Annotated in this window: 22 protein-coding genes and 2 pseudogenes; 12 read left to right on the top strand and 12 right to left on the bottom strand. The window is 72.6% G+C overall.

What is annotated here, in order from left to right; genetic code table 11:
- Positions 1-334 precede the first annotated feature (334 nt).
- Positions 335-943 (bottom strand): hypothetical protein, encoded by a 609-nt coding sequence (locus FXF52_RS09890; RefSeq protein ID WP_148795676.1) that lies wholly within the window; start codon positions 941-943, stop codon positions 335-337.
- 312 nt (positions 944-1,255) lie between these two features.
- On the opposite strand from FXF52_RS09890, the gene FXF52_RS43840 reads away from it, so the two are divergent.
- From FXF52_RS43840 to FXF52_RS09875, 3 genes are all read left to right on the top strand, one after another.
- Positions 1,256-2,122 (top strand): pentapeptide repeat-containing protein, encoded by an 867-nt coding sequence (locus FXF52_RS43840; protein ID WP_148795766.1) that lies wholly within the window; start codon positions 1,256-1,258, stop codon positions 2,120-2,122.
- Positions 2,123-2,358: 236 nt separating this feature from the next.
- Positions 2,359-2,595 carry a preprotein translocase YidC gene (locus FXF52_RS09880; RefSeq protein WP_148795674.1) on the top strand — a complete coding sequence of 79 codons (237 nt, stop codon included), beginning with the start codon at positions 2,359-2,361 and terminating at the stop codon, positions 2,593-2,595.
- 40 nt (positions 2,596-2,635) lie between these two features.
- On the top strand, positions 2,636-2,866 hold the full coding sequence (locus FXF52_RS09875; protein WP_148795672.1) for a hypothetical protein: 231 nt from the start codon (positions 2,636-2,638) through the stop codon (positions 2,864-2,866).
- Here FXF52_RS09875 and FXF52_RS09870 read toward each other — a convergent pair.
- The 3 genes from FXF52_RS09870 to rnhA are packed head-to-tail and all read right to left on the bottom strand — an operon-like array spanning position 2,815 to position 4,870.
- A complete protein-coding gene (locus FXF52_RS09870) occupies positions 2,815-3,087 on the bottom strand; it encodes a ferredoxin (RefSeq protein WP_222870460.1) in 273 nt (90 codons plus the stop codon). The genes FXF52_RS09875 and FXF52_RS09870 overlap by 52 nt on opposite strands.
- The gene (locus FXF52_RS09865; RefSeq protein WP_148795670.1) at positions 3,084-4,307 is read right to left on the bottom strand and encodes a cytochrome P450; all 1,224 of its coding nucleotides are present in this window, start codon (positions 4,305-4,307) and stop codon (positions 3,084-3,086) included. Before FXF52_RS09865 ends, FXF52_RS09870 begins: the two co-directional genes overlap by 4 nt.
- A gap of 53 nt (positions 4,308-4,360) precedes the next feature.
- Positions 4,361-4,870, bottom strand: a complete 510-nt coding sequence (rnhA, locus tag FXF52_RS09860; protein ID WP_148795668.1) for a ribonuclease HI — start codon at positions 4,868-4,870, stop codon at positions 4,361-4,363.
- A 118-nt stretch (positions 4,871-4,988) separates the two neighbouring features.
- Between rnhA and FXF52_RS09855 the strand changes: the two genes are divergently transcribed.
- The 6 genes from FXF52_RS09855 to FXF52_RS09830 all read left to right on the top strand — a co-directional run bounded on the left by FXF52_RS09855 (position 4,989) and on the right by FXF52_RS09830 (position 17,495).
- A complete protein-coding gene (locus FXF52_RS09855; protein WP_255471829.1) occupies positions 4,989-6,083 on the top strand; it encodes a serine hydrolase in 1,095 nt (364 codons plus the stop codon).
- 800 nt (positions 6,084-6,883) lie between these two features.
- Complete coding sequence (locus FXF52_RS09850) at positions 6,884-9,313, top strand: glycosyltransferase (RefSeq protein ID WP_187413408.1); 2,430 nt, start codon at positions 6,884-6,886, stop codon at positions 9,311-9,313.
- Complete coding sequence (locus FXF52_RS09845) at positions 9,310-10,968, top strand: glycosyltransferase family 39 protein (protein ID WP_187413407.1); 1,659 nt, start codon at positions 9,310-9,312, stop codon at positions 10,966-10,968. The genes FXF52_RS09850 and FXF52_RS09845 overlap by 4 nt, the downstream gene beginning before the upstream one ends.
- A complete protein-coding gene (locus tag FXF52_RS09840) occupies positions 10,965-12,341 on the top strand; it encodes an alkaline phosphatase family protein (protein ID WP_148795660.1) in 1,377 nt (458 codons plus the stop codon). Before FXF52_RS09845 ends, FXF52_RS09840 begins: the two co-directional genes overlap by 4 nt.
- The gene (locus FXF52_RS09835) at positions 12,338-14,611 is read left to right on the top strand and encodes an endo-1,3-alpha-glucanase family glycosylhydrolase (RefSeq protein WP_148795658.1); all 2,274 of its coding nucleotides are present in this window, start codon (positions 12,338-12,340) and stop codon (positions 14,609-14,611) included. Before FXF52_RS09840 ends, FXF52_RS09835 begins: the two co-directional genes overlap by 4 nt.
- 43 nt (positions 14,612-14,654) lie before the next feature.
- On the top strand, positions 14,655-17,495 hold the full coding sequence (locus tag FXF52_RS09830; RefSeq protein ID WP_148795656.1) for a DNRLRE domain-containing protein: 2,841 nt from the start codon (positions 14,655-14,657) through the stop codon (positions 17,493-17,495).
- 52 nt (positions 17,496-17,547) lie between these two features.
- Here the strand turns inward: FXF52_RS09830 and FXF52_RS09825 are convergent, their stop codons facing one another.
- The 3 genes from FXF52_RS09825 to FXF52_RS09815 form a co-directional block, all read right to left on the bottom strand.
- Positions 17,548-18,789: a lycopene cyclase family protein gene (locus tag FXF52_RS09825; protein WP_148795654.1), complete on the bottom strand. Its 1,242-nt coding sequence runs from the start codon at positions 18,787-18,789 to the stop codon at positions 17,548-17,550.
- A gap of 80 nt (positions 18,790-18,869) precedes the next feature.
- Complete coding sequence (locus FXF52_RS09820; protein ID WP_255471828.1) at positions 18,870-20,138, bottom strand: MFS transporter; 1,269 nt, start codon at positions 20,136-20,138, stop codon at positions 18,870-18,872.
- Between the two features lie 42 nt (positions 20,139-20,180).
- Positions 20,181-20,537, bottom strand: coding sequence for a hypothetical protein (locus FXF52_RS09815; RefSeq protein WP_148795652.1), 357 nt, complete (start codon positions 20,535-20,537; stop codon positions 20,181-20,183).
- Positions 20,538-20,661: 124 nt separating this feature from the next.
- Here FXF52_RS09815 and FXF52_RS09810 point away from each other — a divergent pair, with 124 nt between their 5' ends.
- Positions 20,662-21,171, top strand: a complete 510-nt coding sequence (locus tag FXF52_RS09810) for a pyridoxamine 5'-phosphate oxidase family protein (protein WP_148795650.1) — start codon at positions 20,662-20,664, stop codon at positions 21,169-21,171.
- 51 nt (positions 21,172-21,222) lie between these two features.
- Here the strand turns inward: FXF52_RS09810 and FXF52_RS09805 are convergent, their stop codons facing one another.
- Entirely contained in the window at positions 21,223-21,825 is a 603-nt protein-coding gene (locus FXF52_RS09805) for a hypothetical protein (RefSeq protein ID WP_148795648.1), read from the bottom strand.
- 185 nt (positions 21,826-22,010) lie between these two features.
- Here FXF52_RS09805 and FXF52_RS09800 point away from each other — a divergent pair, with 185 nt between their 5' ends.
- A complete protein-coding gene (locus tag FXF52_RS09800) occupies positions 22,011-22,520 on the top strand; it encodes a DinB family protein (RefSeq protein WP_148795645.1) in 510 nt (169 codons plus the stop codon).
- Between the two features lie 12 nt (positions 22,521-22,532).
- On the opposite strand, the gene FXF52_RS43835 is transcribed toward FXF52_RS09800, so the two are convergent.
- The 4 genes and pseudogenes from FXF52_RS43835 to FXF52_RS09790 form a co-directional block, all read right to left on the bottom strand.
- The gene (locus FXF52_RS43835; RefSeq protein ID WP_305069345.1) at positions 22,533-22,841 is read right to left on the bottom strand and encodes a hypothetical protein; all 309 of its coding nucleotides are present in this window, start codon (positions 22,839-22,841) and stop codon (positions 22,533-22,535) included.
- 174 nt (positions 22,842-23,015) lie between these two features.
- Positions 23,016-23,855 (bottom strand): annotated as a pseudogene (locus tag FXF52_RS43830) (AMP-binding protein); the annotation flags it as partial.
- A 100-nt stretch (positions 23,856-23,955) separates the two neighbouring features.
- A pseudogene (locus FXF52_RS43825) lies at positions 23,956-24,144 on the bottom strand (AMP-binding protein); the annotation flags it as partial.
- Entirely contained in the window at positions 24,141-25,832 is a 1,692-nt protein-coding gene (locus FXF52_RS09790; RefSeq protein ID WP_148795643.1) for an AMP-binding protein, read from the bottom strand. The gene FXF52_RS09790 and the pseudogene FXF52_RS43825, both read right to left, overlap by 4 nt.
- A gap of 144 nt (positions 25,833-25,976) precedes the next feature.
- Here FXF52_RS09790 and FXF52_RS09785 point away from each other — a divergent pair, with 144 nt between their 5' ends.
- Positions 25,977-26,834, top strand: coding sequence for a helix-turn-helix transcriptional regulator (locus FXF52_RS09785; protein ID WP_255471827.1), 858 nt, complete (start codon positions 25,977-25,979; stop codon positions 26,832-26,834).
- The last annotated feature ends 5 nt before the right edge of the window (positions 26,835-26,839 follow it).

The raw sequence follows: 26,839 nt of genomic DNA, 5'->3' as shown, positions 1-26,839 counted from the left end.
GCGACGAAAACGTCCTTCCACCCGACGGTAAACCGCTGGGGAACGGTGAATTGAATCGTTACGGTAACGGCCGGATCGGTTGTCAGGCATTAACAACGATCTGATTTACGGAATGACTCGCTGCAATAACGGCCTGATCTGGTTGTCACCCTTTCGGCCATCTTCGCCGCAGTTTCTGAAAGCGTTGCGGCGAGGCCGCGATCCGGTTGTCACCCGTTCGGACATTCCCGCTCGCCGCCGCCCCGGCACGGGCACGTGACAGTTCGTGGCGCTTGTTCACCCGCGCACTGGGGGTTCAGCGAACCGGATGCGCCCGCCCGGCGCGCATCCCGACTCAGCGGCCGAGCGAGATGGAGGCCCGGTTGATGTGCACGATCTGGACGGCGAAGGCCGCCAGCGCCACCACCACGCCGACCGCGATCGCCAGGCCGGGTGCGGCACCGAACACGCCGCTCAGCAGGGTGGCGCCGAGCCCGATCAGCAGCGCGTTGACCGCGCCGACCAACGCGGCCGTGGTCAGCAGCATCTGCACGCGGCCAGGCTGGCTGCCGACCGCCGCCCACTCCGCTCGCTTGCCGCCCCCTTGAGCCAGGGCGTCGACAAAGAAGTCCAGGTCGCCGGCGAAGCGGTGGTGGTACCAGGCGCGGATGCGCTGGATCCGCTGCAGGTCCACCTCGTTCTCCACCATGCTCTCCACCAGCCGGGCGTAGGTCAGCAACCCGGTGATCACGAGAGTCGGCAGCACCGCACCGAGATACGGCCGCAGCAGGTGCCCGCTGCTGGAGACGAAACCCAAACCGATCAGCCCAGCGGAGAGCATCGACATGAAGATGGTCGCCCGGCCCACCGACTCGGCGATGGTGGCGCTGCGGGAGGTCTGCAGCACGAAGTGCTCGGTGGTGACGGCGGTGAGCAGCGCCTGCTGCCGCGCGTCCTCGTCCATCTCGCCGCCCTCCTTCACCGCCGACGATACGGAGCCACACTCCATTGCGGGGCAGAACGGACATCGTTGCAACCGGCGCCCACTGCCCCCGAGCTGCCTCGCCTCCGGTCGCGGGTGGGCCGTCGCCCACCGCTACGGGCACCCCGCTCGCGTGCCCACCGCCCGGCGAGGCGTGGCCGAATCACACCGATCCGACCCGTCCGACGACGGCTGCGGCGGGGGCGGGAGAATGGCAGCCGGGCGCGACGGTCGCGGCCGGCGGTGGCGAGAGGCGGGAGGCCGGGCACGGTGTCCGAGGCGGCGGAACAGCGGGTGGCGGCGAGCGCGGGGCGTGAGCTGCAGGCCGACTGCGCCCGGTGCTTCGGGATCTGCTGCGTCGCGCCGGCGTTCGCCGCCTCCGCCGACTTCGCCATCGACAAGCCCGCCGGGCAGCCCTGCCCGAACCTGCGGCCCGACTCCCGCTGCGGCATCCACCGCGACCTGCGGCAGCGGGGTTTCCCCGGCTGTACGGTCTTCGACTGCTTCGGCGCGGGTCAGCACGTGGCGCAGGGGACCTTCGGCGGGCGGGACTGGCGGGCAGACCCGGCGACCGCGCGGCGGATGTTCGACACCTTCGCGGTGATGCGGCCGCTGCACGAACTGCTCTGGTACCTCACCGAGGCCCTCGCGCTGGTCCCGGCCGGCCCGCTGCGGGACGACCTGGCCGCGGCCCTGGCCGAGACCGGGCGGCTCACCGACGGCACCCCGGACGAGCTGCTCGCCCTGGACGTCGAGGCGCACCGGGACCGGGTCAACCAGCTGCTGTCCCGGTCCGGCGCGCAGGCCCGGGCCGGCCAGGAAGGCGTGGACCGGCGCGGGGCGGTGCTGATCGGGGCGGACCTGCGCCGGGCCGGGCTGTCCGGGGCCAACCTGCGCGGGGCCTGCCTGATCGGCGCGGACCTACGCGGCGCGGACCTCGGCGCGGCCGACCTGACCGGGGCGGACCTGCGCGGCGCCGACCTGCGCGGCGCCGACCTCGGGCGTTGCCTCTTCGTGCACCAGTCCCAGCTCGACGCCGCTCGCGGCGACCACCGGACCGTCCTGCCGCCCCGCCTGCGCCGACCCGCGCACTGGTCGCTGGCGATCACCCCGGTCCGGCCCTCGCGCGGGCGGGCCTCCGCCCCCCGCCGCCGACGCTGACAACCCACCGTCGGCCGAGCGCCGTCGGCCGGGCGCCGGCGGCCCCCGGCCCACCCGATCCGGGACGTGATCGACTCGGCATGCCGCATCCCGGGCCGTCCCGGCACACGGACAGCACGACGTGCCGCGCACCGAGTGGATCTCTCCCACCGGGGCGGCACGTTTCGCCGGGCCGGAGCGGGGTAGCCGGAGTCGGCGTCACCTCGGGCGGCGCGGCACCGACGGGAGGCGGACGGGTGAAGTATCGGACACGCCAGGGCGAACAGCCGGTCGATCCGGCCCACGCCGAGGACGAGGCCGGTCAGGCCCGCCTGGTCCAGGTCGAGGCGGACACGGACGTGCCGGCGCCGGAGCCGGGCACCCCGAAGCCGGACCTGGTCACCGAGGACGACGGCTCCGGGGTGGCCGGCGGGTCGTCCGGCACCAGCGCCGGTGGATCGTCCATGCCGACGCACCCGGACGCGCCCCGCTGACCGGGCGTTTACCCACGAACGACGCGGGCAGGAGTGCGACATGACGAGTGAACAGTCCTTCGGCCGCGCACCCACGGACGAGCCGGACGGCGCCACCGCGTACGAGGCGTCGCTGCGACCGCCGGGCGAGTCCCTGCACACCACCGACGACACCGGCGACGACTTCGCCGACCTGCCGGCCGAGGATCGCCGCTCCGCCCGGGAGACGAGCCGGGCCGGCTACGACGTCGACCAGGTCTCGGGCACCGGCGAGCTGCCGAACGTGGAATGATCCCGGTCCGCCCGGGGCGAATCGAGGCTGATCGCCCCGGACGGGCACAGGTCAACGGCCCGCCGGACCCGGTCGACCGCGTCCGGCGGAGGCTCGGCGAGGTGGAGCACCACGAGACCGTCCTCGTCGTCCTGGTCGAAGACCTCCGGCGCGGTCACCACGCAGTTTCCCGACCCGCAGCAGCGGTCCCGGTCCACCCGTACCCGCACGGCCCCGGTCACCAGGTCACCGGCAGCGCGTCGAGGCCGTAGACGACCGAGGTGTCCCGGGTGGGCAGCCGCCCGGCGACGGTGGCGGGGCGCAGCCGGGGGAACCGTCGGGCCAGCTCCACCAGGGCGATCCGCAGCTCCGCCCGCGCGAGCGGCTGACCGATGCACTGGTGCACGCCGAAACCGAACGCCACATGCTGCTGCGCCTGCCGGTACGGATCGAACTCGTCCGCCCCCTCGAAGACCCCCGGGTCACGGTTGGCCAGGGAGAGCACCGCGATCGCGCCCTCCCCGGCCCGGATGAGCTGACCCCCGATCTCGACGTCCTGCAGGGCGAGCCGGGGCAGGCCGGTGCGCACGATGCTGAGATAGCGCAGCAGTTCGTCGACCAGTCCGTCGGCGTGCCCGGGGTCGTCGCGCAGGGCGGCGTACCGGGCCGGGTGGCGGAGCAGCAGCAGGGTGCTCAGCCCGATCATGTTGGCGGTGGTCTCGTGGCCGGCGATGAGCAGCAGCACCGCCATGCCGACCAACTCGTCGACGGCGAGCTCACCGGCGCCGACCCGGTCCCGGGCCAGCCGGCTGAGCAGGTCGTCGGTGCGGTCCCCGGCGGCGACCTTCGTCTCGACCAGCCGGTGCAGATAGTCGCGCAGCTCCCGCACGTGCAGCTGGACGCGTTCGGGCGGGGCGTCGCGGTCGATCAGGGTCCGGCTGCGCTCCTGGAAGAAGTCGTGGTCGGCGTACGGGACGCCGAGCAGATGGCAGATCACCATCGACGGCACCGGCAGGGCGAAGTGCGCCACCAGGTCGGCGGGTGGGCCGGCGTCGCGCAGCCCGTCCAGGGCCCGGTCGACGGTCTGCCGGATCAGGGGCTCGATCCGCCGCACGTTCTTGATCATGAATTCGGCGGTGAGCATCCGGCGTAGCCGGGAGTGCTCCGCCCCGTCCATCCGGATGAAGCCGCCCCGCCGGTCGCCGAAGGCGCCAGGGGCCACCCGGCGCAGCAGGGGGAAGCCCGGTCGGCCGAGGTCGGCGCTGAAGCCGGGATGGCGCAGCAGTTGCCGGACGTCGGCGTGCCGGGTGACCAGCCAGGCGGTCTCGTCGGTGGGGAGCCGGACCCGGGTGACCGGACCGGAGAAGCGGCGCCGTTCCGCGGCGTCGAGCGGGACGAGCGGGTCGCGGTCGAGGTTCGTCGGCGGCCACAGCGGCAGGTCGGTGAGCGGCGCAACGGTCACGCGGACACCTCCGGGGGGCGACTGTCCGTGACGTTATCGATCCGCTACGTTACTCATCGACCGGGTTCGACACAACCCGGCGGCGTCAGCGGGGCGGCGACCGCCTCCGCCCGCGCCTCGGCCATCCCCCGGTTGGCCAACGCGTCGGCCCGCTCGTTCTCCGGGTGCCCGTTGTGGCCCTTCACCCACAGCCAGGTCACGTCGTGCCGGGCGCAGGCAGTCTCCAACCGCTGCCACAGGTCCGCGTTCTTCACCGGCTGCTTGGCCGCGGTCAGCCAGCCGTTGCGCTTCCACGAGGCGAGCCAGCCGGTGATGCCGTTGCGGACGTACGTGCTGTCGGTGTGCAGGCGTACGGTGACCGGCCGGGTCAGGCTCTCCAACGCCCGGATCGCGGCGGTCAGCTCCATCCGGTTGTTCGTCGTCGGCGTCGCCTCGCCGCCGCACAACTCGCGCTCGTGGTCTCCCCAGCGCAGCACCACACCCCAGCCGCCGGGGCCGGGATTGCCGCTGCACGCCCCATCGGTCCAGATCTCCACGACCCTGCCGGTCACCACGTCCGCCATGCCGGCAACCTACCCGGTACGCCCGCCGGCGCGACCAGCCGACCCGCCCGGCCGGCACCGACGTGTCGGCCGGAAAAGGCCACGACATCCGCCCGGCGCTTTGGCAGGGTCACCGGTCGTGGATCGACGTTGGGGCGACCTGCGGGCCGCGGTACGCACGAGGATCGACGACCTGGTCAGCTCCGGGCGGGAGGCCGGTGTGCAGGTGGCCGCCTTCCTGCACGGCGAGCCGATCGTGCAGGAGCAGGCCGGCCTGGCCGACCCGACCACCGGGCGGCCGATGACCGCCGACACCCCGGTCCACGCCGTCTCGACCGGCAAGGGACTCACCGCCACCGTGGTGCACGTGCTGGCCGAGCGCGGGCTGCTCGACTACGACCTGCGCATCGCCGAGGTGTGGCCGGAGTTCGCCCGGCACGACAAGGACGCGATCACCCTGCGGCACGCGCTCACCCACACCGCCGGGCTGCCCGCGCTGCCGGCCGACACCACCGCGGAGGACTTCACCGACTGGGATCGGATGTGCGCGCTGCTCGCCGACGCCGAGCCGCTGTGGGCGCCGGGCGAGCGGCTGGCGTACCACGCCTGGACGTGGGGCTGGCTCGTCGGCGAGGTGGTCCGGCGGGTCACCGGCCGGCGGATCTCCCAGGTGCTCGCCGAGGAGGTGGCCGGCCCGCTCGGCGTGACCGGGGAGCTGTTCCTCGGGGTGCCGGAGGCGGACCTGCCCCGGCTGGCCCGGCTGGAGGACGCCGGCCTGGCGGCGATGCTGACGTACGCGAGCGCACACCTGCCGAACCTCGACGCGGTGGCCCCGCCCGGCGTCCGACCCGACGCGACCATCGGCGGCCGCGCCGACGTGCCGGCCGTCGGCACGATGAGCGCCCGCGCGGTGGCCCGGATGTACGCGGCACTGCTCGGCCCGGTCGACGGCGTACGGCTGATCTCGCCCGAGCGGCTCGGGCAGGTGTCGGCGGTGGCGGTCCGCGCCGAGGACTGGGTGTTCGGGCAGGAGGTCACCTTCGGCCTCGGGTACGCGGTCGACGGCGACGGGTCGTTTGGCACCGCGGGTAGCGGCGGCAGCCGGGCGTTCGCGTACCCGGAACTGGGGTTGACGGTGGCGGCGGTGCGCAACCGGCTCGGGGCGGGCGACGGCGACCCGATGGAGGGCCTCCGGACGCTGATCCGTGACGCGGTCATCGCCGGATCCCCCTGAGTGCACCGGATCGCCGACGGCCGGGGACAGCGGGCCGAGCCGGGCGGTCCAGTGTGGCGCGCGTCGGGCTCGCACCTGGACGGTCCGCCGCCTGATCCGTGACTCCGCCCTCGATACACGTGCCGCTGACGTGACGGGCGGGTCGGCACGCCGGGTGAGTGCCCTGTCCCGCCGATCAGGTAAACGGATCGCGCCGAGCGGTCCGGTCCTCAATGGTCTGCTCAGATATTGCCGCCCGGGGCAAACTGGCTGACCTGCGCCACCGTTCGGAGAAACCCTGCGGCTGACGCGGTGGACGGGACGGCGATTTTCGGAGTCGACCGGTCAACCGAACGGACATCGGGCTCGGTGGAAACAATTCCCCGACCGTCGCTGTCCGTGAACGGAAATGGTGAACCGGTCGCCCACCCGACCCCGCGGCTGCCTGCCGTTCGCCTTTGCATGAAAGCTTTTTCGGCTTGCCGGCAACGTCCGCCCCAGCCGCCGGCCCACTCGCCGGAGCGGTCACCGAACGCTATGTAAGGCTTGGCTATCCGTACTCGGCGCAGGTCGCCGCCGACGGCGGACCGCCCCGGGTGACGCGCTGCGGCTGTCGCGTTCACGACTGTTCGCCTGTTAGACACCTCGCGTTTGCCGTCCGTAATCTCTGACGAGCCCGCGGCCATCACGTCAATGCCCACCGCGCCGAGGCCGAACCAGAAAAGGCCAGGTGCCTATTTTCGACTGGCTTCTGTCGCTGTTTCCGAGCCGGATAACCGGCGGATGGTCACTGCCCGGAAGCGCATTTGATGGAGGGTCGAATGACCGAAGTTGCACAGGCGCCTTCGCACCGCTACCTGCACCGGCCCGCATCGGATCAGCAGGTTCGGCTGAGCGTCGTCGTACCCACCCGGAACGAGGCGGAGAACATCCCCGCGCTGCTGTCCCGGCTGGGCCCGGCCCTCGCAGCACTGCGCGCGGAGATCATCGTCGTGGACGACAGCGACGACGACACCATGGACGTCCTGACCCGACACTCGGTCGACGCCCCGGTCGCCGTACGTCTGTGGCATCGGCCGCCGAACGCGCGCGCCGGCGGGCTGAGCGGCGCCGTGACGCTCGGCGCGCGGCACGCCCGCGGCGAGTGGGTCCTGGTGATGGACGCGGACCTGCAGCACCCGCCGGAGTCGGCCGGTCGGCTGGCGGCCGTCGCGATGCGGCACGACGTGGACGTGGTGATCGGCACCCGCTACGCCGGCGAGGGCTCCCCCGAGGGGCTCGACGGCGCCACCCGCGAACTCACCTCGTCATGGGCCACCCGGCTGGCGAAGAGCCTGTTCCCGCGCCGTCTGACCACCATCAGCGATCCGCTGAGCGGGCTGTTCGCCTTCCGCCGGGCGGCCGTCGACCTGGACCGGGTCAACCCCATCGGCTTCAAGGTCCTGCTGGAGCTGCTCATCCGCCACCCCGGCGCCCGCGTCGCCGAGGTTGCCTACGAGATGGCTCCGCGGCACGCCGGCCGGTCCAAGGCGTCGCTGCGGGAGGGGCTGACCTTCCTGCGGCACCTGTGGGGGCTGCGCAGCCAGCGGTTGGTCGGCCAGATACGCGAACGGCCGTCCGAGGTCCGGGGCCGGCTGCGGGAGTTGGTCAGGATGATCGCCTTCGGACTGGTCGGACTGTCCGGGATGGTGGTCAACACGGCCGCCCTGTGGTTCTTCTACGAGCCGGCCAACCTGCACCACCTGCTGGGCGCCGCGCTGGCCACGCAGTTGTCGACGGCGTGGAACTTCGCCCTGGTCGACGCGCTGATCTACCGGCGCGATCGACAGGGCTCCCTCGCCGGCCGGGCCGGCCGCTTCTTCCTGCTGAACAACCTGCTGCTACTGGTGCGCCTGCCCGTGCTGCAGGCGCTGGTCTGGGCCGGCGTCGGCATCCTGACGGCGAACGCCGTCACACTGGTCGCGCTGTTCCTCGTCCGCTTCCTGGTCAACGACCGGGTCATCTACGCCCCGGGCAGCACCGGCCGGCGCGACCCGGTGCGGATGCTGGTCAACCTGCGGGCCCCCGAGACCGCCGCCACTCCCTCCCGCAAGCGGTACCAGTACCTGAAGTACCGGTACGACGTGGCCGGGGTGGTCACCATCGGGTCGCAGATCATGCTGCCGGAACTGGAGTTCTTCCGCGCCCAGTGGGTCGCGGACTCGGACGTCGACATCGCGGTCCGGGTCAGTGACGTCGGCGGCCGCGGGCCGCGGCGCCGGGCCGCGATGACCGAGTACGCCAGCGAGTCGGTCCTGCGCTACGAGGAGCACCTGGGCCGGCTGGGCGCGAACTTCCGGATCCGGCTCGGCTCGCCGATCGACATCCACGTCGGGCCGCTGCTCGCCCGTTCGCCGCACGTGGTCTACACCAACATCATCGAAGCGCTGCTCCGGTTCGTGCTGGTGTCGCGGGGCCACATGCTGCTGCACTCGGCGTGCGTCAGCCTGAACGGCGTCGGGGTGATGCTCTCGGCCCTCACCGACACCGGCAAGACGGCCACGGTGCTGCGGCTGCTGCGCGACCACGGCGGGCTCTTCCTCTCCGACGACATGACGCTGATCAGCCCCGACGGCGTCGCGACGTGCTTCCCCAAGCCGCTGACCATCAGCGCGCACACGTTGCGCGCCGTCCAGGCCCAGGACCTGACCCCGGCCGAATGGCGCCGCCTGCAGTTCCAGAGCCGGCTGCACTCCAAGGGCGGCCGTTCGCTCGCGCTGACCCTGAGCCGGTTCAACGTGCCCATCATGGGCATCAACGCCATCACCCAGCGGCTCGTCCCCCCGCCCAAGTACAGCGTCGACCGGCTGGTTCCCTGCCGGATCGGCACCAGCACCCGGGTGGAGGAGCTGTTCATCATCGAACGGGGCACGCCCCGCATCGGCGACCTCGGCAAGGACGAGACGCTCGAGCGAATGATCCAGAACACCGACGACGCGTACGGGTTCCCCCCGTTCCGCTACCTGGCACCGGCGATCACCATCGACGGGCAGGGGTACGCGCAGCTGCGCCAGCGGGAGCGGGAGATCCTCACCGGCTTCCTGTCCCACGTGCGCAGCCGGGTGGTGGCCTCGGACCGGTTCGGCTGGGCCGACGAGATCCCGCGCCTGTTGCGCGCCGAACGCGGGGACCTGACGAGCGAGCAGCAACTGATCCTGCCGTCCTGGCCGCAGTGGGGTGGCGCGCTGTCGCCGAGCGGAGCTCGTGCGTGAGCGTGACCCGATCCCCGGTCGAGGAGATGGAGCACGACCGTCGCGGGACGATGGTCGTGCTCCACCCGGTGGACACCTCCGTGCTCCACCCGACGTCCCGGCCCGGCGACGCCGGCCAGGAACGCGGGTGGCGCCGGTGGGCGACGCCCGCCGCCCTCCTCGCCGTCGCGGCGCTGGCGTTGGCCCTGCGGGTCTGGCGACTGGACGCGCTCGGCTTCAACAGCGACGAGGCCGTCTACGCCGGGCAGGCCGCCTCGCTCGCCGGGAACCCGAACTACGCGCCGTTCTTCCCGGTGTTCCGCGCCCATCCGATGCTGTTCCAGACCCTCCTGTCACCGTTCTTCCGCGCCGGCGAGGTCGACGTGGCCGGCCGGGTGGTGGTGGCGGCGCTGGGCGTGGCGACGGTGCTGGCCGTGCACCTGCTCGGTGCCCGGCTCTACAGCCGGCGGGTCGGGCTGCTCGCGGCGCTGTTCATGGCGGTCATGCCGTACCACGTGATCGTCACCCGCCAGGTCCTCCTGGACGGGCCGATGGTCCTGTTCGCCACCCTCACCCTGTACTGCCTGGTGCGGTTCGTGCAGGGCCAGCAGGTGATCTGGTACGTCGCGACGGGCGCCATGCTGGGCGTGACGATGCTGACCAAGGAGACGAGCATTGTCCTGGCCGGTGGCGTCTACGCGTTCCTGGCGCTGACCCCCATGGTGCGCCGGCCGGTGCGGATGTCGCTGCTGGCCGTCGCCGCGATGGCGGCGGTCTTCCTGACCCACCCGGTCTCCCAGGCCCTGGCCGGACGCAGCCAGACCGGCAAGAGTTATCTGGTGTGGCAGCTGTTCCGGCGGCCCAACCACTCGATGGGGTTCTATCTCGAGACGGTGCCGCCGGCGCTGGGGCTGCTCGTGGTGGCGGCGGCCGTCGGTGGCCTGTGGTGGCTGCGCCGGCACCGCTCCTGGCGGGAGACGCTGCTGCTGTCGTGGATCGCCGCGCCGGTGGTGTTCTTCCAGCTGTGGCCCGTCAAGGGCTTCCAGTATCTGCTGCCCGCCGCGGCGCCCGTCGCGATGCTCGCCGCGCGGGCCCTGATCGGGATGCCGGTGCCGGATCGGATCCGGCGTCTGCTCCACCGGGCCCACGGGTCGCCGGGCACCGACCGGTCCGGTGTGGTGCGGGCCGCGGTGATCGCGGTGGTCGCCCTGAGTCTGCTCGCGCCGAGCTGGAATGCGGTCAACCGGGCCGACAACTCCACCTTCCTCGCCGGGTCCGGTGGGGTGCCGGGCGGCCGGGAGGCCGGCCGGTGGCTGGCCGCGAACACGCCGGAGGGGTCGGTGGTGCTCACCCTCGGCCCGTCGATGGCCAACATCATCCAGTACTACGGCCACCGCCGCAGCTACGGGCTCTCGGTCAGCCCGAACCCGTTGCGGCGCAACCCGTCGTACGAGCCGCTGCCCAACCCCGACTGGTGGCTGCGCCACAACGACCTGCAGTACGTCGTCTGGGATTCGTTCTCCGCCGGCCGCTCGGCGTTCTTCTCCGAGCGGTTGATGGTCCTGATCCGCCGCTACCACGGCCGCGTCGTGCACACCGAGTACGTCGACGGGGCCGACTCCACCGGGGCCCGCGTCCCCGTCCCGGTGATCATCATCTACGAGGTGCGTCCATGATCGACCCCACTCACCTGCCCCGCCGGCGTGCCGGTCGGCTGCTGGCCCGCGCGCTGCTGATCGCCGGTCTCCTGGCGCTCGCGAACCCGGCCGGCGCCGCGCACGCCGAAGCTCGGACGGCGCCCGCGGGGAACGCCACCACCCCGATCGACCACTTCGTCTTCCTGATGCAGGAGAACCACACGTTCGACAACTACTTCGGCACCCGGCCCGGGGTCGACGGCATTCCCGCGGGCACCTGCATGCCGGTGCGTCGGGGCCAGGCCGAACCCTGCGTCAAGCCGTTCCACCTCGGGGAACTGGGCAGCCTCGACCTCGACCACACCGCCGAGGCCTTCCGGGTGCAGTACAACAACGGCCGGATGGACGGCTTCGTCGAGGGCGTGAGCACGCAGGGCAAGGACGGCAAGCTCGCGATGGCCTACTACGACGACCGGGACCTGCCGTACTACTGGAACATCGCCGACGAGTACGTGCTGTTCGACCGCTTCTTCAGCTCGTCCAACTCGGGCAGCATCCGCAACCACATGTTCCGGGTGACCGGCGGCCCGGGCGCCACCGGAGCCTCGGAGTCCATCCCGGCGAACGGCTGGGGCGACCTCCCGACCATCTTCGACCGGTTGGAGGCCGCCGGGATCAGCTGGAAGTTCTACGTGGAGAACTACGACCCCACCATCACGTTCCGGTCCCGGACCAGCGAGGAGGACATCGACCGGGGGGCGCAGGTGATCTGGGTGCCGCTGCTCGCCTACGCGCGCTACGTCGACGACCCCCGGCTGTTCGGGAAGATCGTGGACCTGGACCAGTACTACGACGACGCCGCCAAGGGTCAGCTGCCCGCCGTGTCGTTCATCGCCCCGGCCGGTGACAGCGAACACCCGCCCGGCAGCATCCGGGCCGGTCAGAACCTCGTCCGGACGCTGCTGACCCAGCTGATGCGCTCACCGAACTGGAATTCGTCGGCCTTCCTGTGGTCGTACGACGACTGGGGCGGCTGGTACGACCACGTGGCGCCCCCGCAGGTCGACCGGTACGGCTACGGCTTCCGGGTGCCCGCCCTGCTGGTCAGCCCCTACGCCAGACGCGGGTACGTGGATTCCACCACCCTCGACTTCACCTCGGCGCTGAAGTTCATCGAGGTCAACTGGCGACTGAAACCGTTGGCCGACCGGGACCGCAAGGCGAAGACGTTCCTCGACGCCTTCGACTTCGACCGGCCACCACGGCCGGCGGTCTTCCTCAGCACCGAACGCACACCCGCGGTCGTGCAGCGACCGAACCCGGTCCCGGTGTACGCCTCGTACGCCGTCACAGGCAGTTTCGTGGCGGCGCTGGTCGGTGTCGCGGCGCTGCGGCGGCGGCGGTGGACGTGACCGGGCGGATCGTGCGGGCGGTCCTGCTGTCGCTGGTCGCGGCCGGGTTGACGGTGCTCGTGCTGCCCTCCGCCGCGAACGCGCGAGCCGCCTCGACCCAGCCGGGGACGCTGCGCCTGCAGACGGTGCCGCCGTTGCGCGGTGTGGTGGTGAAGGTCGACGGGCAGGTGGCCCGGTCCGACGCCAAGGGCCGCATCCAGGTGCGGGTGCGCAACTTCGTCGACCTGGACAAGCGGCTGATCGTTCCGGAGACCGAGATCAGCGCGGATCGCAAGGTGGTCTTCGACCGCTTCCGCGGCGACGTCGACGCCGGCGTGCGCGGCAAGGTCGTGGAGCTCGGCGTACGCACCTCCCGGTTGGTCTCGTGGAGCTTCATCGACCGCTTCGGCAAGGCGGTGCCACCGGACCGGGTCACCGCCATGCGGCTGCGCAGCAACACCGGTGAGATCCACGACCTGAGCGGCCCCGACGTGGCCCGCCCCCGCTGGGTCGCCGAGAGCCGCACCCAGCAGGGCCCGCAGGGGTTGGTGTCCAAGCAGCTCTACTACGTGGTCGACAGCGCGATGGTCGACGGCACGTCCGTGGTCAACCGCGCCGGACAGAAGTTCGTGCCCTGGGAGCAGCAGGCGTGGGTGGTGCAGTTGCTCTTCTTCCGGGTCTCGTTCACCGCGACGGACATGTTCTTCACCCGCCAGGTCGGCGACGGCATCGAGCTGACCCGCGCCGACGGCGACGTCCAGCGGCTGCCGTTCGGCCGGGACGGCACAGCGCTGGTGCCCGACCTGCCCCGCGGCACGTACACGATCACCGTCTTCGGCGGCGGCGTGTCGTTCGGGCGTCCGGTCAGCATCAGCAAGGACCAGGTGGTCACCCTCACCGTGATCAGCGTCGCCGACCTGGCCCTGGTGACGCTCGCGGTGCTGGTCGTCGCGGTGGGCCTGGTGCTGCTCGGACGGCCGCATCTGCTCACCCGGCTGCGCCGGACCGGGACGGCCAGGAACCGGGCCCGCCCGCGTCCGAAGCACCGCCGGCGGTTGCCGACGCGGCGGGCGGGCGCCCGCCCGCGGCAGGTGCGCGCCGAGGAGGACCGGCCGCTGGCCGGGGCGCGGGGCGGAGTCATGTTGCTGCTGCTGGTCGCCGCGCTGGCCGGCACGCTGCTGCCGTCCGGCGCCGCCCGCGCCGACGTCGGTCACCGGCAGGATGGCCCCACCCCGGCGGCGGCTCCCGTGCCGGTCCTCGCCTACTACTACATCTGGTTCAACCCGACGTCCTGGAACCGCGCGAAGATCGACTATCCGCTGCTCGGACGCTACTCCAGCGACGACGTCGAGATCATGCGACGTCACGTGCGGATGGCGAAGTCCGCCGGCATCAACGGGTTCCTGGTGTCGTGGAAACACACGCCGCAACTCGACGAGCGCCTGACCAAGCTGGTGGAGGTGGCCCGGGAGGAGAACTTCCGGCTGGGCATCGTGTACCAGGGGCTCGACTTCTCCCGTACGCCGCTGGCCTTCGACACCGTCCGCACCGACCTGTCGTTCTTCGCGACCCGGTACGCCACCGACCCGGTCTTCGACATCTTCGGCCGGCCGCTGGTGGTCTGGACCGGCAGCGACCGCTTCACCGCCGAGCAGATCAAGGCCACGGTCGGGAGCGTACGCGGCAAGCTGCTGGTCCTCGGCAACGCCAAGAGCCTCGAGGACATCGAGTCGAGCCAGGGCGTGCTCGACGGCCAGGCCTACTACTGGTCGTCCGTGGACCCGGTGGCCGGCGCCAGCGGACCCAAGCTGGCGGAGATGTCCCGGGCGGTGCACCAGCGGGGCGGGTTGTGGATCGCCCCGGTGACCCCCGGCTTCGACGCCCGCCTGGTCGGGGGCAAGCGGGAGGTGCCACGCCGCGAGGGCGACACGCTGCGGGCCTCCTTCGCCGCGGCCCGCCTGTCCCAACCCGACGCGATCGGGGTGATCAGCTGGAACGAGTTCAGCGAGAACACCCACATCGAGCCGAGCGAGCGGTTCGGCGCCGCCGACATCAACGTGCTGGCGGACCTGCTCGGCGTGCGCGTCGACGTGGACGTACCGGTGGACAGCAGCGAGCCGGGCGACGGCGCCCACTGGGGGCTGAACGCCTGGGGCGCGCTCCTGGCCACCGGCGCTGCCGTGGTGCTGCTGCCGCTCGGCGTGGTTTTCCAGCGCCGCCGCTCCCCCGCCCGCACCCGCCGCGACCGGCCCTCCGGCACCGGCCCGGTCGACGGCGTCGTCGGCCGCTGAACAGCCGCTCCTGGGGAGACGCACCCACCAGCTGGAGGTAGCGATGAAGCTGAGCAGACCGGCCCGGCCGAGGACCGCGTCCGCGGTCGTCGCCATGTTCGTGGCCGCCGGACTGACCTTGGTCCTGACCGGTCGCGCGGAGAGCGCCTCCCCCACCTGTCGGACGTCGAGCGCGCCGAGCGGGGCCTACACGGTGCTGGTCTGCCTCACCCAACCGGCGAGTGGCGGCACGCTCGTGGGCGACGCCACCGTCACGGCGACCGTCAACGTGACCGCCGGCACCAGCCCCGGGGTCGCCAAGACCGAGTGGTCCCTGGACGGCCAGTACCTGATCACGGACTTCCAGTCGCCGCACCAGTTCACCATCTCCTCCGCCGACTTCGTCGACGGCGCCCACGTCATCGGCGTCTCGGCGAAAATGCGCGACGGATACGTCACCCCGGAGACGCTCGTCACCGTCACCTTCGCCAACGGCAACGCCACCACACCGACGAACACCCGGCAGTGGTCCGTCCCGCCCATCACGGCTCGCGCCCCGCAGGAACCCTTCGTGGTGGCCGCCGTCGGCGACGGCGCCGGCGGCGAGACGAACGCGCTGAACGTCACCAACGCGCTCGTCGGGTGGAACCCGGACCTGTTCCTGTACCTGGGCGACGTGTACGAGGACGGCACGTTGACGGAGTTCAAGAACTGGTACGGCGGCCCCACGGCGTTCTTCGGCCGGCTGCGCGGCGTCACCACCCCGGTGGTCGGCAACCACGAGTACACCGGCAACACGGCCGACGGCTACTTCAACTACTGGGACAACATCCCGCACTACTACAGCTACGACGCCAACGGCTGGCACTTCATCGCCATCGACTCGACCAGCAACTACAACAAGGTCGCGCCAGGCACCCCCCAGTACGAGTGGCTGGTGGCGGATCTCGCCGCCAACCGCAGTCCGTGCACCATGGTGTTCTGGCACCATCCCCTCTTTAGCATCGGCTCCGAGGACCCCGCCCCGCGGATGCAGGCCATGTGGGACCTGATGGCCGCCCACCACGTCACGATGCTGGTCACGGCACACGACCACAACTACCAGCGGTGGACCCCGATGGGCGCGGGCGGCGTGCCCGCGGCCGACGGCGTGGTCGAGGTCGTGGTGGGCGGCGGCGGCCACTCGAGTCAGGGCTTCCTCAGCTCGGATACCCGGGTGGTCAAGACCAACAAGAGCTACGGCGCGATGCGCATGGAACTCTTCGGCAACCGCGCCGAGTTGCACTACCACGCGGCCGGATCCACCGGCACGACCCTGGTCGACTCGTCGACGGTCTCCTGCAAGGGCGCGGACCGGCTCGCCCCGACCTCACCCGCCGGCCTGACCGCCACCGCGGACGACACCCCGACGGTGAGTCTCCACTGGACCCCGGCGACCGACAACTACGGCCTGACCGGCTACCGCGTCTACCGCGACGGCACCGCCCTGGCCGACCTGCCACCGACCGCGACATCCTGGACGGACACCTCGGTCGCCGGTGCGACGGCCTACGAATACACCCTGGACGCCGCCGACGCGGCCGGTAACCGGTCGGCGCCCACCCCGCCGGTGGCCGTGACGACCCCCGGGCCGGACACCACACCGCCCACCGTGCCGGGTGGGCTCACCGCCACCCCCTCGCCAGCCGCGGTGACCCTCACCTGGTCCCTGGCGACGGACAACGTCGGGGTCACCGGGTATCACGTGCTCCGCGACGGTGCGGTGGTGGCGACCGTGACGGACCCGGCGTACGCCGACACCGGCGTGCCGCCGGACGAGCCGCACCGCTGGACCGTGCGCGCGGTGGACGGGGCCTCGAACGTCAGCGCCGAATCCGACCCGGTCACCGCGGTGCGGGACACCGTGGCACCGTCGGCCCCGCCGAACCTGAGGGCCACCGACGTGACGCCCGGCGCGGTCGGCCTCGCCTGGGACCCGTCCACCGACAACGTCGGGGTCGCCCGGTATCAGGTGTTCCGGGACGGCAGCTTCCTGACGCAGGTCTCGTCGGGCCACACGTTCGTCGACGACACGGTCGGCACGAGTCGCCGGTCGTACACGTACCTGATCACGGCCGTCGACGCCGCCGGGAACGCCTCCGGGCCGAGCAACCAGGTGACGGTCACCACCCCCGACGCCAACCCACCCACGGCCCCCACCAACCTGCAGGCTTCCGTACTCGGACCCAACCGGGTCGGGCTGTCGTGGGAGCCCGCGACGGACGACTTCGGCGTGGCCGGGTACACGGTGTACCGCAACGGCACGGCCATCGGCACCACCACGGGCACCACCTTCACGGACGGCACCGCCCTGTCCGAGACCTCCTACGCGTACGCGGTGTCCACCTTCGACGCGGCCGGAAACTCCTCCGCCCCCAGCACGCCGATCCTGGTCACCACACCGGCAGCCACCCCGTTCGTGGCCGTGGCGGACACCTACGTCAAAGCGTCCAGTCCCACGAGCAGATACGGAAGCACGCCGGTCGTGCGGGTCGACGGTGACCCGGTCACCAACGCCTATCTGAAGTTCACCGTGTCCGGCCTGACCGGCGAGGTGCGTCGCGCGCGGCTGAAGGTCTGGGTCGCGGCCGGCTCGTCCAGCGGCTTCGCGGTCCGTCCGGTCGCCGACTCCAGCTGGTCGGAGACACTGACGAACTGGGACAACGCGCCGCTGATCGACAGCACGTCGATCGCCGCCAGCGGGCGGACGACCACCGGCACCTGGATCACCCTCGACATCACGTCCCTGATCAGCGGAAACGGCACGATCACCGTCGGGTTGACCTCGAGCGGCGCGTCGTCGAGCAGCTACGGCAGCCGCGAGTCCGACACGCCGCCGCAGGTGCTGGTGGACGTGACCTCGTGAGAAGGGCACCAGATGGTCGACACCATCGCCACGACAAGGTGGTGATTACCACCTACGAGCCGGCCTGACCGGCGGCCCACGGCCCGCCCTTCGGCCCGGGGGTGGGGGTCGGGCCGCGGCGCAGCCGGGCGCGCGCCCGGTCGACGGCGTCGCCGAGCAGCGCGCCGGTCATCGGCAGCAGCGGTGTGGACCGCATCACCGCCAGCTCCTCGGCCGGTGAGGTGACGCCGTCGAGGAAGCGCAGCACCCGCTCGGGCGGGTTGCGGTCGAACAGCCGGGCGAAGAACTCCACCCCGTCGACGTGCCCCCGGTCCAGGGCGCGCAGCGCCACCGCGTCCAGCCACCGGTGCCGCCGCGGGTAAGCGGGCGCCGGCACCGGTGGCCGGCCCCCAGCGAGCGCCCGGGCGACCTGGTCGGCCTGCCGGAGCATCGCGGCGAAGGTGAACCCGGTGGACGGTCGGGTGGCGCCGCCGGCGGTGCCGAGCCGGACCACCCGGGGCGACGGGCGGGGCCGGAGCGGGGCGTCGGTCATCGGGATGATCCCGTTCTCCACCTCGCGCACCCGCAGCGCGGTCAGGTCCAGGCCGAGCCGGGCCGCGTACCCGCGCAGCGCCGCGTCGTATCCCGCGTCGGGGAGCAGCGCGGGTCCGAACTCGGTGTACTCGACCAGCGCGTACCGGTCGTCGACCGGGAGCACGTAGCCGAAGGAGACGCCCCGGGCGGGCTGCGGGGTGCGGAAGTCCATCAGCACCGCCCGGTCCGGGTCGAAGGTGGGCCGGTCGGCCGCCAGCCACCAGCCGCGGAAATGCTGCCACCAGGTGGTCCGGCCGGGCCGCTCCGGCGGCCGGGGCCGCGAGTCCAGCACCCAACCGGCCCGGACCAGCACCCGCCCGTCCGGGTCGTGGACGGTCACCCGGTGGCCGTCGTCGTGCAGCGCCCCGGCCGGCGCGCCGATCCGCAGCGCGCCGAGACGGCGTTCCGCCGCGGCAGCCCGGTCGTAGACCGGGGCGGAGCGGAGCATGGCGTACCGCAGCGGGTCGAGCGACAGCACGCGGCGGCCGGCGGGCGTGACCACCTCGACCCGCGACCAGCTGGCGCTCAGCAGCGGGTCGAGGTCGCTGCCGGGGGTGTCCCAGAACGCCCAGGTGCGGTCCTGGCCCCGCTTGTGCACCGGGTCGACCACGGCGATCCGCAGGCCGGTCAGGTCGTGCCGGTCGAGGGCGGCCAGCACCAGCGAGGCGGCACCACCGCCACCCACCAGCGCGAGGTCGACGTCGACCGGGGACGGGTCCACCCGCCCACGCTGTCACATTCCCCGCGCCCGTCCGGCGCGGCCCCCACGACGGGCCGCCCGGCCCTACGGCACCGAGCCCGTCAGGCGACGCTCGCCGGGGTCTCCGGCGCCGCGGGGGCGGAGCCGGATGCGTACGCGGCGGCGACCGTCGCCCGGTCGAAGACCCGCCAGGTCACCGCGATCACCACCAGCGCGACCACGAAACCCACCCAGTACGGCGCGGTGATCCCGAACCGGTCGGCGACCACCCCGCCGAGCAGCGCGCCGACGCAGTTGCCACCGGCGGCGAGGAACAGGTTCGTGCTGCCCACCCGGCCCAGCAGCGCGGGTGGGGTGAGCCGCTGCCGCAGCGAGTTCGCCACCATGTTCCACAGCGCGCCGTGCACGCCGAAGACGAACAGCGCCAGCCCGACGACCACGGCGCTGCGCGACGCGGCCAGGGCCAGGTGCAGGCCGGCCTCGATCAGCAGGCCGATCCGGATCGTCCAGGTCGCGGTGATCGCGGCGACGAGCCGGTCACCGACAGCCGAGCCGAGCAGCCCGCCGACGGCCAGGCAGGTGAACAGCGCGCCGTAGCCGACCGAGCCGAGACCCAGCCGGTCGGTGGCCAGCAGCACCAGCACCGCCAGGGCGGCGGTGAGGGTGACGTTGAGCATGCCGATCAGCAGGGTCATGGTGCGCAGCAGCCGCTGCGAGAGCAGCCAGCGGAACCCCTCGGCGACCTCGGCGCGGACCGAGCGGCGCCGGCCCGGCTCCGACGAGCCGCGGTACGTCCCGGCGACCAGGCCGACCAGCACGGCGCTGAGCGCGTACGTGCCGGCGTTGACGCCGAACGGAATGGCGGGAGCCACCACGAAGAGAAAGCCGCCGAGCGGGCCGGCGACCATGTTCTGCATGACCTGGGTGCCGCCGCCGAGCCAGCCGTTGGCCCGTTCCAGCCTCGACCGGGGCACCACCGCCGGCACGACCGCCTGGGCGGCGGAGCGGAACACCACCTCACCGGTGTTGACCACGAACAGCACCGCATACAGCAGCGCCACCCCGGCCCGGTCGGTGACCATCGCGGCGGCCAGCACCACCAGGACGGCCACCCGTACCCAGTCGATGACCACCATGAGCCGGCGCCGGTCCACCCGGTCCACGAGCACCCCGCCGGGCAGCGCGAACAGCAACCACGGCAGCCACGCCACCGCGGCACCCGCCGACACGATCAGCGGATCGTCGGTCCGCGACGCGACGTACAGCGGCGCGGCCACCGTCGCCATCCCGCTGCCCAGCGCCGACATGGTGCTGGCCGCCCAGAGCCGCGCGAAGCGCCCGCCCAGCCGTTCCCCCGCAGTCCCCGTCACGGCCAGCGAACCTACCAGCGGTCCCGGCTTTCGCCGACCGGGTTACGGTGCCGGATCCGTCCACCGCACCACCGCCGGATGGTGCGGGTCCGCCATGTCGAGCACGACATCCGCCCGCTGCGCCGGCCGCGCCTCGGCCCGGTAGAGCTCCTGGCCGGGCAGGTACCGCTCGCGGTAACGCTGCCGCACCACGTCGGCCGACCCGAACAGGGCGACGTCCCGGGTCAGGGCCCGGCGCAGCGTCTCCTCCGGATCGACGTGCAGGTACACCGTCACGTCCCAGTGCTCGCGCAGCTCAGGGCGGAGCAGGAAAACTCCGTCGAAGAGCAGGACCGCGCCCGCCGGGGCCGGCGGTTCGCACCGCGCGCCCCGCCGGGTCCGAAGCGGCCGTACCGTCACGCCCGGCGGCTGTCATGTGGCCGACCGCCAGCGGCCGTCTGGAGGGAGAGGTCCATCCGGTCAGGATGACCGGTACGTGGCCGGGCTCGCAGCCCCACTATCGGGCCGGGTGAGAAGATCACGCATGCCCGTCACCAATCCCTGGCTCGCCGGTCCCGCCCCCACCGCCCGCCTCGACCGCGACCGCCTCGAGGAGCGGATCCTCAACCTGTTCTCCTCGCAGAACATGTGCGTGCTGGCCACCACCGGCCCGGACGGTCCCCTCGCCACCCCGGTGCGCTACTTCCACCTCGACTTCACCCTGATGTTCACCGCCGTGGCGACCTCGCCGAAGATGCGCAACATCGCCGCCGATCCGCGGGTGTCCATCGGGGTCTTCGCACCGCTGGTCGGTCAGGCCAGCAGCCGCGGCGCGCAGGTCTTCGGCCAAGCCCGGGTGCTGCATGTCGGTGACCCGGACTTCGACCACCACTGGCCGGCGTACCGCTGGCAGTCCGACCACGTGGAGCGGTCGCGGGCGCTGGACGAGCCGCCGACCGGGCCGCTGGTCGTGGTGCCGGCGGAGCGGATCGTCTACACCGAACACTGGCTGCGCCGCGAGGGGTATGCACCCCGCCAGTTCTGGCGGGCGTGACGTCCACCCCGCATACGATTCCCTCGCGCGGCCCAGCGCGGGCTGCGGGCGCTAGGCGGGGACACCGGTCACGGTGGCGGCCATCCGGTCACCGGCGGCACGGACGGTCGGGGCCGCCGCCTCGGGCGCCTGCCCGGTCAGAACGAGCGCCTTGTCCAGCCCCACCGGAATCACCCAGTACGCCTGCCGCCACGGCGCGCCGTCGTGCACGTACGCCAACTCCACCACGTCGATGTCGTCGTCCAGCACCCGCCGGTCGACGACCCGCTGCCCAGGTGCGACCAGGGCATCCGGTGCCGCCAGCCGCTCGAGCGGCACCGGACCCTGCGGAAAGATCACCGTTTCGTCGGGTCCGAGCAGGTAGCACGGCGTGCTGTCCGCCGCATCCGCCGGCGATTCCACGTGGAAACCCGGCGGCCAGCAGAGACTGAACGGCCCCACCTCCAGCCGCCAGTCCCCCTGCGGCCCCGCGTCCACGTCCACCACACCTGGCACCGGCGCCGTGCCGGGCCCGACCACCGCGCGCCGCCCACCGTCGGACCCGAACACAGTGACCTCCACGGTGGGCTGGGCGGGCCCGCCGGCAAACCGGTACGGCCAGTAGGGCACCAGCCGGGCGCCGTGCCCGGCCAGCCTGACGAAGACGTGTCCCACCGCCCCTCCCCCACCGATCCGCCGCGGATCGGACGGTCAGGGTACGCCTGCCCACCGACGCGGCGGGGCGCTCGGGCGGCGCCGGCGGCTACCTCAGCGGGCGGAGCTGGTGCCGGACCAGGTACGCCGTGGCCGCCAAGCCGATCCGCGCCCCCCTGGGACGATCGGCGGGCATACTGCCGGGCATGCGCGTACCGTTCCCCGAGCCCGGCCCGTCGTCGGACGTGCCCGCCCTCTTCCTCACCTATCTCGACTACTACCGGGACACCGTCGCCGACCGGCTCGCCGGGCTGACCGACGCGCAGGCCCGGACCGCCCGGGTGCCCTCCGGCTGGACGCCAGCCGAGCTGGTGAAGCACCTGACCTACATGGAGCGGCGCTGGCTGGTCTGGGGGTTCCTCGGCGAGCCGGTGCCGGATCCGTGGGGCGACCGGGCCGACGACCGCTGGCACGTCGCCCCGGACGAGACGATCGCCGACCTGACGGCCGCGCTGCGCCGAGGCGGGACACGGACCCGGGAGATCGTCGAAGCGACCCCGCTGGCCGCGCCCGCCGCGCTGGGCGGCCGGTTCACCGACGAGGCCAACCGGCCAACCCTCGCAACGATCCTCTTCCACGTGCTGCAGGAGTACGCCCGGCACGCCGGTCACCTCGATGTCGTCCGCGAGCTGATCGACGGACGCACCGGGGAGTGACCGGCGTGCCGGTCACCCGGCGACCCCGACGCGCCGCAGCTCGACCTTGCGGACCTTGCCGCTGACCGTCATCGGGAAGGCGTCCATCACCCGCACGTACCGGGGCACCTTGTAGTGGGCGAGCCGGTCCCGGCAGAACTCGGCCACCTCCTCGACGGTCAGGTTGTCGTACCCGTCGCGCAGGATCACACAGGCCAGAACCTCCTCGCCGTACCGCTCGTCGGGGACGCCGACCACCTGCACGTCGGCGATCTTGGGATGCCGGTAGAGGAACTCCTCGATCTCGCGCGGGTAGACGTTCTCCCCGCCCCGAATGATCATGTCCTTGATCCGGCCGACGATGGTCAGATAACCGTCGTCGCGCATCACCGCCAGGTCGCCGGTGTGCATCCAGCGCGCCGCGTCGATCGCCTCGGCGGACTTCTCCGGCTCGTCCCAGTAGCCCAGCATCACCGAGTAGCCCCGGGTGCACAGCTCCCCCGGCTCGCCGCGCGGCACGGTCACCCCCGTCGCCGGGTCGACCACCTTCACCTCCACGTGCGGCAGCACCCGCCCCACCGTGGCGGTCCGCCGGTCCAGGTCGTCGTCGTGCCGGGTCTAAGTGGACACCGGCGACGTCTCGGTCATGCCATAGCAGATGGCCACCTCGGCCATGCGCATGTCGGTGATGACCCGCTTCATCACCTCCACCGGGCACGGCGAGCCGGCCATGATGCCGGTCCGCAGCGACGACAGGTCGTAGGAGGCGAAGTCGGACAGGCCCAGCTCGGCGATGAACATCGTCGGCACCCCGTACAACGAGGTGGCCCGCTCGGTCGCGACCGCGCGCAGCGTCGCGGCCGGGTCGAAGGTCGGCGCCGGGATGATCATGCAGGCGCCGTGGCTGGTGGCCGCCAGGTTCCCCATCACCATGCCGAAACAGTGATAGAACGGCACCGGCAGGCAGATCCGGTCCGCCTCCGTGTAGCGGACCAACTCCCCCACGAAGTAGCCGTTGTTGAGGATGTTGTGGTGCGACAGCGTCGCGCCCTTCGGGAACCCGGTGGTGCCCGAGGTGTACTGGATGTTGATCGGGTCGTCGCAGCTCAACTCCGCCGCCCGCGCGGCCAGCCGGTCCGCCGGCACCGACGCCCCACCGGCCACCAGGTCGTCCCAGCTCGGCTCGCCCAGGTAGACGACCCGGCGCAGCCCCGGGCAGTCCTCCCGGACCGCCTCCACCATGCCCCGGTAGTCGCTGGTCTTGTAGCCCGGCGAGGAGACCAGCAGGCCCACCCCGGACTGGTTGAGCACGTACTCCAGCTCGTGCCGCCGGTAGGCCGGGTTGATGTTCACCATGATCGCGCCGATGGTCGCCGTCGCGTACTGGACGAGGACCCCACTCCGGGCAGTTCGGCGCCCAGATGCCGACCCGGTCGCCCTTGCCCACCCCCGCCGCGAGCAGGCCGCGGGCCAGCTCACCCACCGCGGCGCCGAATTCGGCGTACGTCCACCGCCGGCCGCTCGGGCAGTCGACCAGCGCCTCCCGCTCCGGGTACGCCTCGACCGCGCGGACCAGGTTCGCGCCGATGGTGTCACCGAGCAGCGGGGCGTCGGAGACCCCGCTCGCATACGACGGCAGACTCACCGGAAGTCCTCCTCGCGGTACTCGCCGGCCGGCCGCGCCTCGGCCCCGGCGTACTTGTCCCGCTCGGCGGCGCGCAGCTCGGTGCGGCGGATCTTCCCCGAGATGGTCTTCGGCAGCTCGGCGAACTCCAACCGGCGCACCCGCAGGTACGGCGCCAGCCGCTCCCGCGAGTGCGCGAAGATCGCCGCCGCGGTCTTCTCGTCGGCGCCCCACCCCTCGGCCAGCACCACGTACGCCTTCGGCACCGCCAGCCGCACCGGGTCCGGCGACGGCACCACCGCCGCCTCCGCCACCGCCTCGTGCTCCAGCAGCACACTCTCCAGCTCGAACGGCGACACCCGGTAGTCCGAGGCCTTGAACACGTCGTCGGTGCGTCCCACGTACGTCAGGTAGCCGTCGGCGTCCCGGGAGGCGATGTCCCCGGTGTGGTAGTAGCCGTCCCGCATCGCGGTGGCGGTCAGCTCCTCGTCGCCGTGGTAGCCGACCATCAGCGCGGTCGGCCGGTGCGCCAGGTCCAGGCACACCTCACCATCGTCGCCGGGCTCGCCGGTCACCGGGTCGACCAGGGTCACCACGTACCCGGGCAGCGGACGCCCCATCGAGCCCGGCCGCACCGGCTGCCCGGGCGGGTTGCCGATCTGCGCGGTGGTCTCCGTCTGCCCGTACCCGTCCCGGACGGTCACCCGCCAGGCCGCCTCGACCTGCTCGATCACCTCCGGATTCAGCGGCTCCCCGGCACCGACCACGCTGCGCGGCGGGGTCCGCAGCTGGGTCAGATCGGCCTGGATCAGCATCCGCCACACGGTCGGCGGCGCGCAGAAGCTGGTCACCCCGCACCGGTCCATCGCCGCCATCATCCCGGCCGGGTCGAAGCGGGAGTAGTTGTAGACGAAGACCGTGGCACCCGCGTTCCACGGCGCGAACACGCTGCTCCAGGCATGCTTGGCCCACCCCGGCGAGGAGATGTTCAGGTGCACGTCGCCGGGGCGGAGCCCGATCCAGTACATGGTCGACAGGTGCCCCACCGGGTACGACGCGTGGGTGTGCTCGACCAGCTTCGGCCGCGCGGTGGTGCCGGAGGTGAAGTAGAGCAACAACGGATCGTCCGCCCGGGTCACCCCGTCGGGCGCGAACACGTCCGACGCCTCGTACGCGTCGGCGTAGGCGTGCCAGCCGTCGACCCGCGCGCCGACCGCGATCCGCGTGTAGTCGCCGGGCAGCGCGGCGAACTTGCCGGTGTGCTCGGCCCCGACCACCACATGCCGGGCCGCGCCGCGCGCCAGCCGGTCGGCCAGGTCCGCCGGGCCCAGCAGCGGCGTCGCCGGGATGATCACGGCGCGCAGCTTGATCGCCGCCAGGATCGTCTCCCAGAGTTCGAGCTGGTTGCCCAGCATGAGGATCAGCCGGTCCCCGGCCCGCACGCCCCGGGCGCGCAGCCAGTTCGCCACCCGGTTCGAGCGGCGGGACAGCTCCGCGTACGACCAGCGGCCCTCTCCCCCGTCGGCCTCGACGATCCAGAGTGCGGTGTCGTCGTTGTCCGCGGCGAGCACGTCGAACCAGTCCAGCGCCCAGTTGAACTCGTCCAGTCGTGGCCAGCGGAATGTCGCGTACGCGGTGTCGGGGTCCTCGCGGTACGCGAGCAGCAGGTCGCGCGCCGCGCGGAAGGCGTCGGTGCCGGTGGTGGCCATGGGGTTTCCTTCCTTCACGCCTGAACGCGCGGCGAGGGGACGCCGCCGCGCGCAGTAGGCTGATCCTCAGTCGGGTGACGTACGTCTCACTACCCCCGGATGGGGGTGGCGGGACCACCCGGTGGACCCGGGGAGGTGGCGACGGTGGCGAAGCTGTATCCGCGCGACGACGCCGACCAGGTCCGCGGCGCCCTGCTGACCCTGCGCCGCGGTACCGGGCTGCCGGTCGCCTTCGGCGGGCTGGTGCAGCCCGGCGGGCCGCCCCGGATGACGATCACCGAGCTGGCCGGCACCACCACGGCGGCGCTGCGCGGGCTGGCCATCACCGCCGGCGCCGGGCTGGGCGGCAAGGCTCTCGCGCTGGGCCTGCCGCTGCGGGTCGACGACTACCCGGCGGCCCGCTCGATCAGCCACGAATACGACGTGCCGGTCTCCGCCGAAGGGTTGCGCTCGGTGGTGGCCGTGCCCGTGGTGGTACGCCGCGAGGTGCGCGCCGTCCTCTACGGCGCGGTACGCCAACGGCTGCCCCTCGGCGACCGCCTGGTCGCCGCCGCCATGGACATCGGCCGGGACCTGGAACGCCGACTCGCCGACCGGGACGCCGCCCGCACGGCGCTGGCCACCCTGCCGGCCGCCCCGGCCTGGCCCGACCGCGATCCGGCCGGACCGGAGTGGGAGCAGGTCCGGCAGGCGCACGCCGAACTACGCGGGCTGCTGCGCCGGATCGACGACCCGGAACTGCGCGACCGGCTCGACGCGGTGGCCGACCGGCTCGCCCACGCCGCCCGCCGGCTCGACACCCCGGCGGTGACGCTGTCGCCCCGGGAGACCGACGTGCTGGCCTGCGTGGCGCTGGGCTGCACCAACACCGACGTTGCCGGGCAGCTCGGGCTGCGCCCGGAGACCGTGAAGAGCTACCTGCGCTCGGCGATGCGCAAGCTGGGCGCGCACACCCGGTTGGAAGTCGTGGTCGCGGCCCGCCGGGCCGGACTGCTCCCCTAGGAGGC

The organism is Micromonospora sp. MP36 (assembly GCF_008119785.1).
GTDB lineage: Bacteria > Actinomycetota > Actinomycetes > Mycobacteriales > Micromonosporaceae > Micromonospora.
The sequence above is the reverse complement of the archived record's forward strand: the minus strand, read 5'-3'. Positions and strand labels throughout refer to the sequence as shown.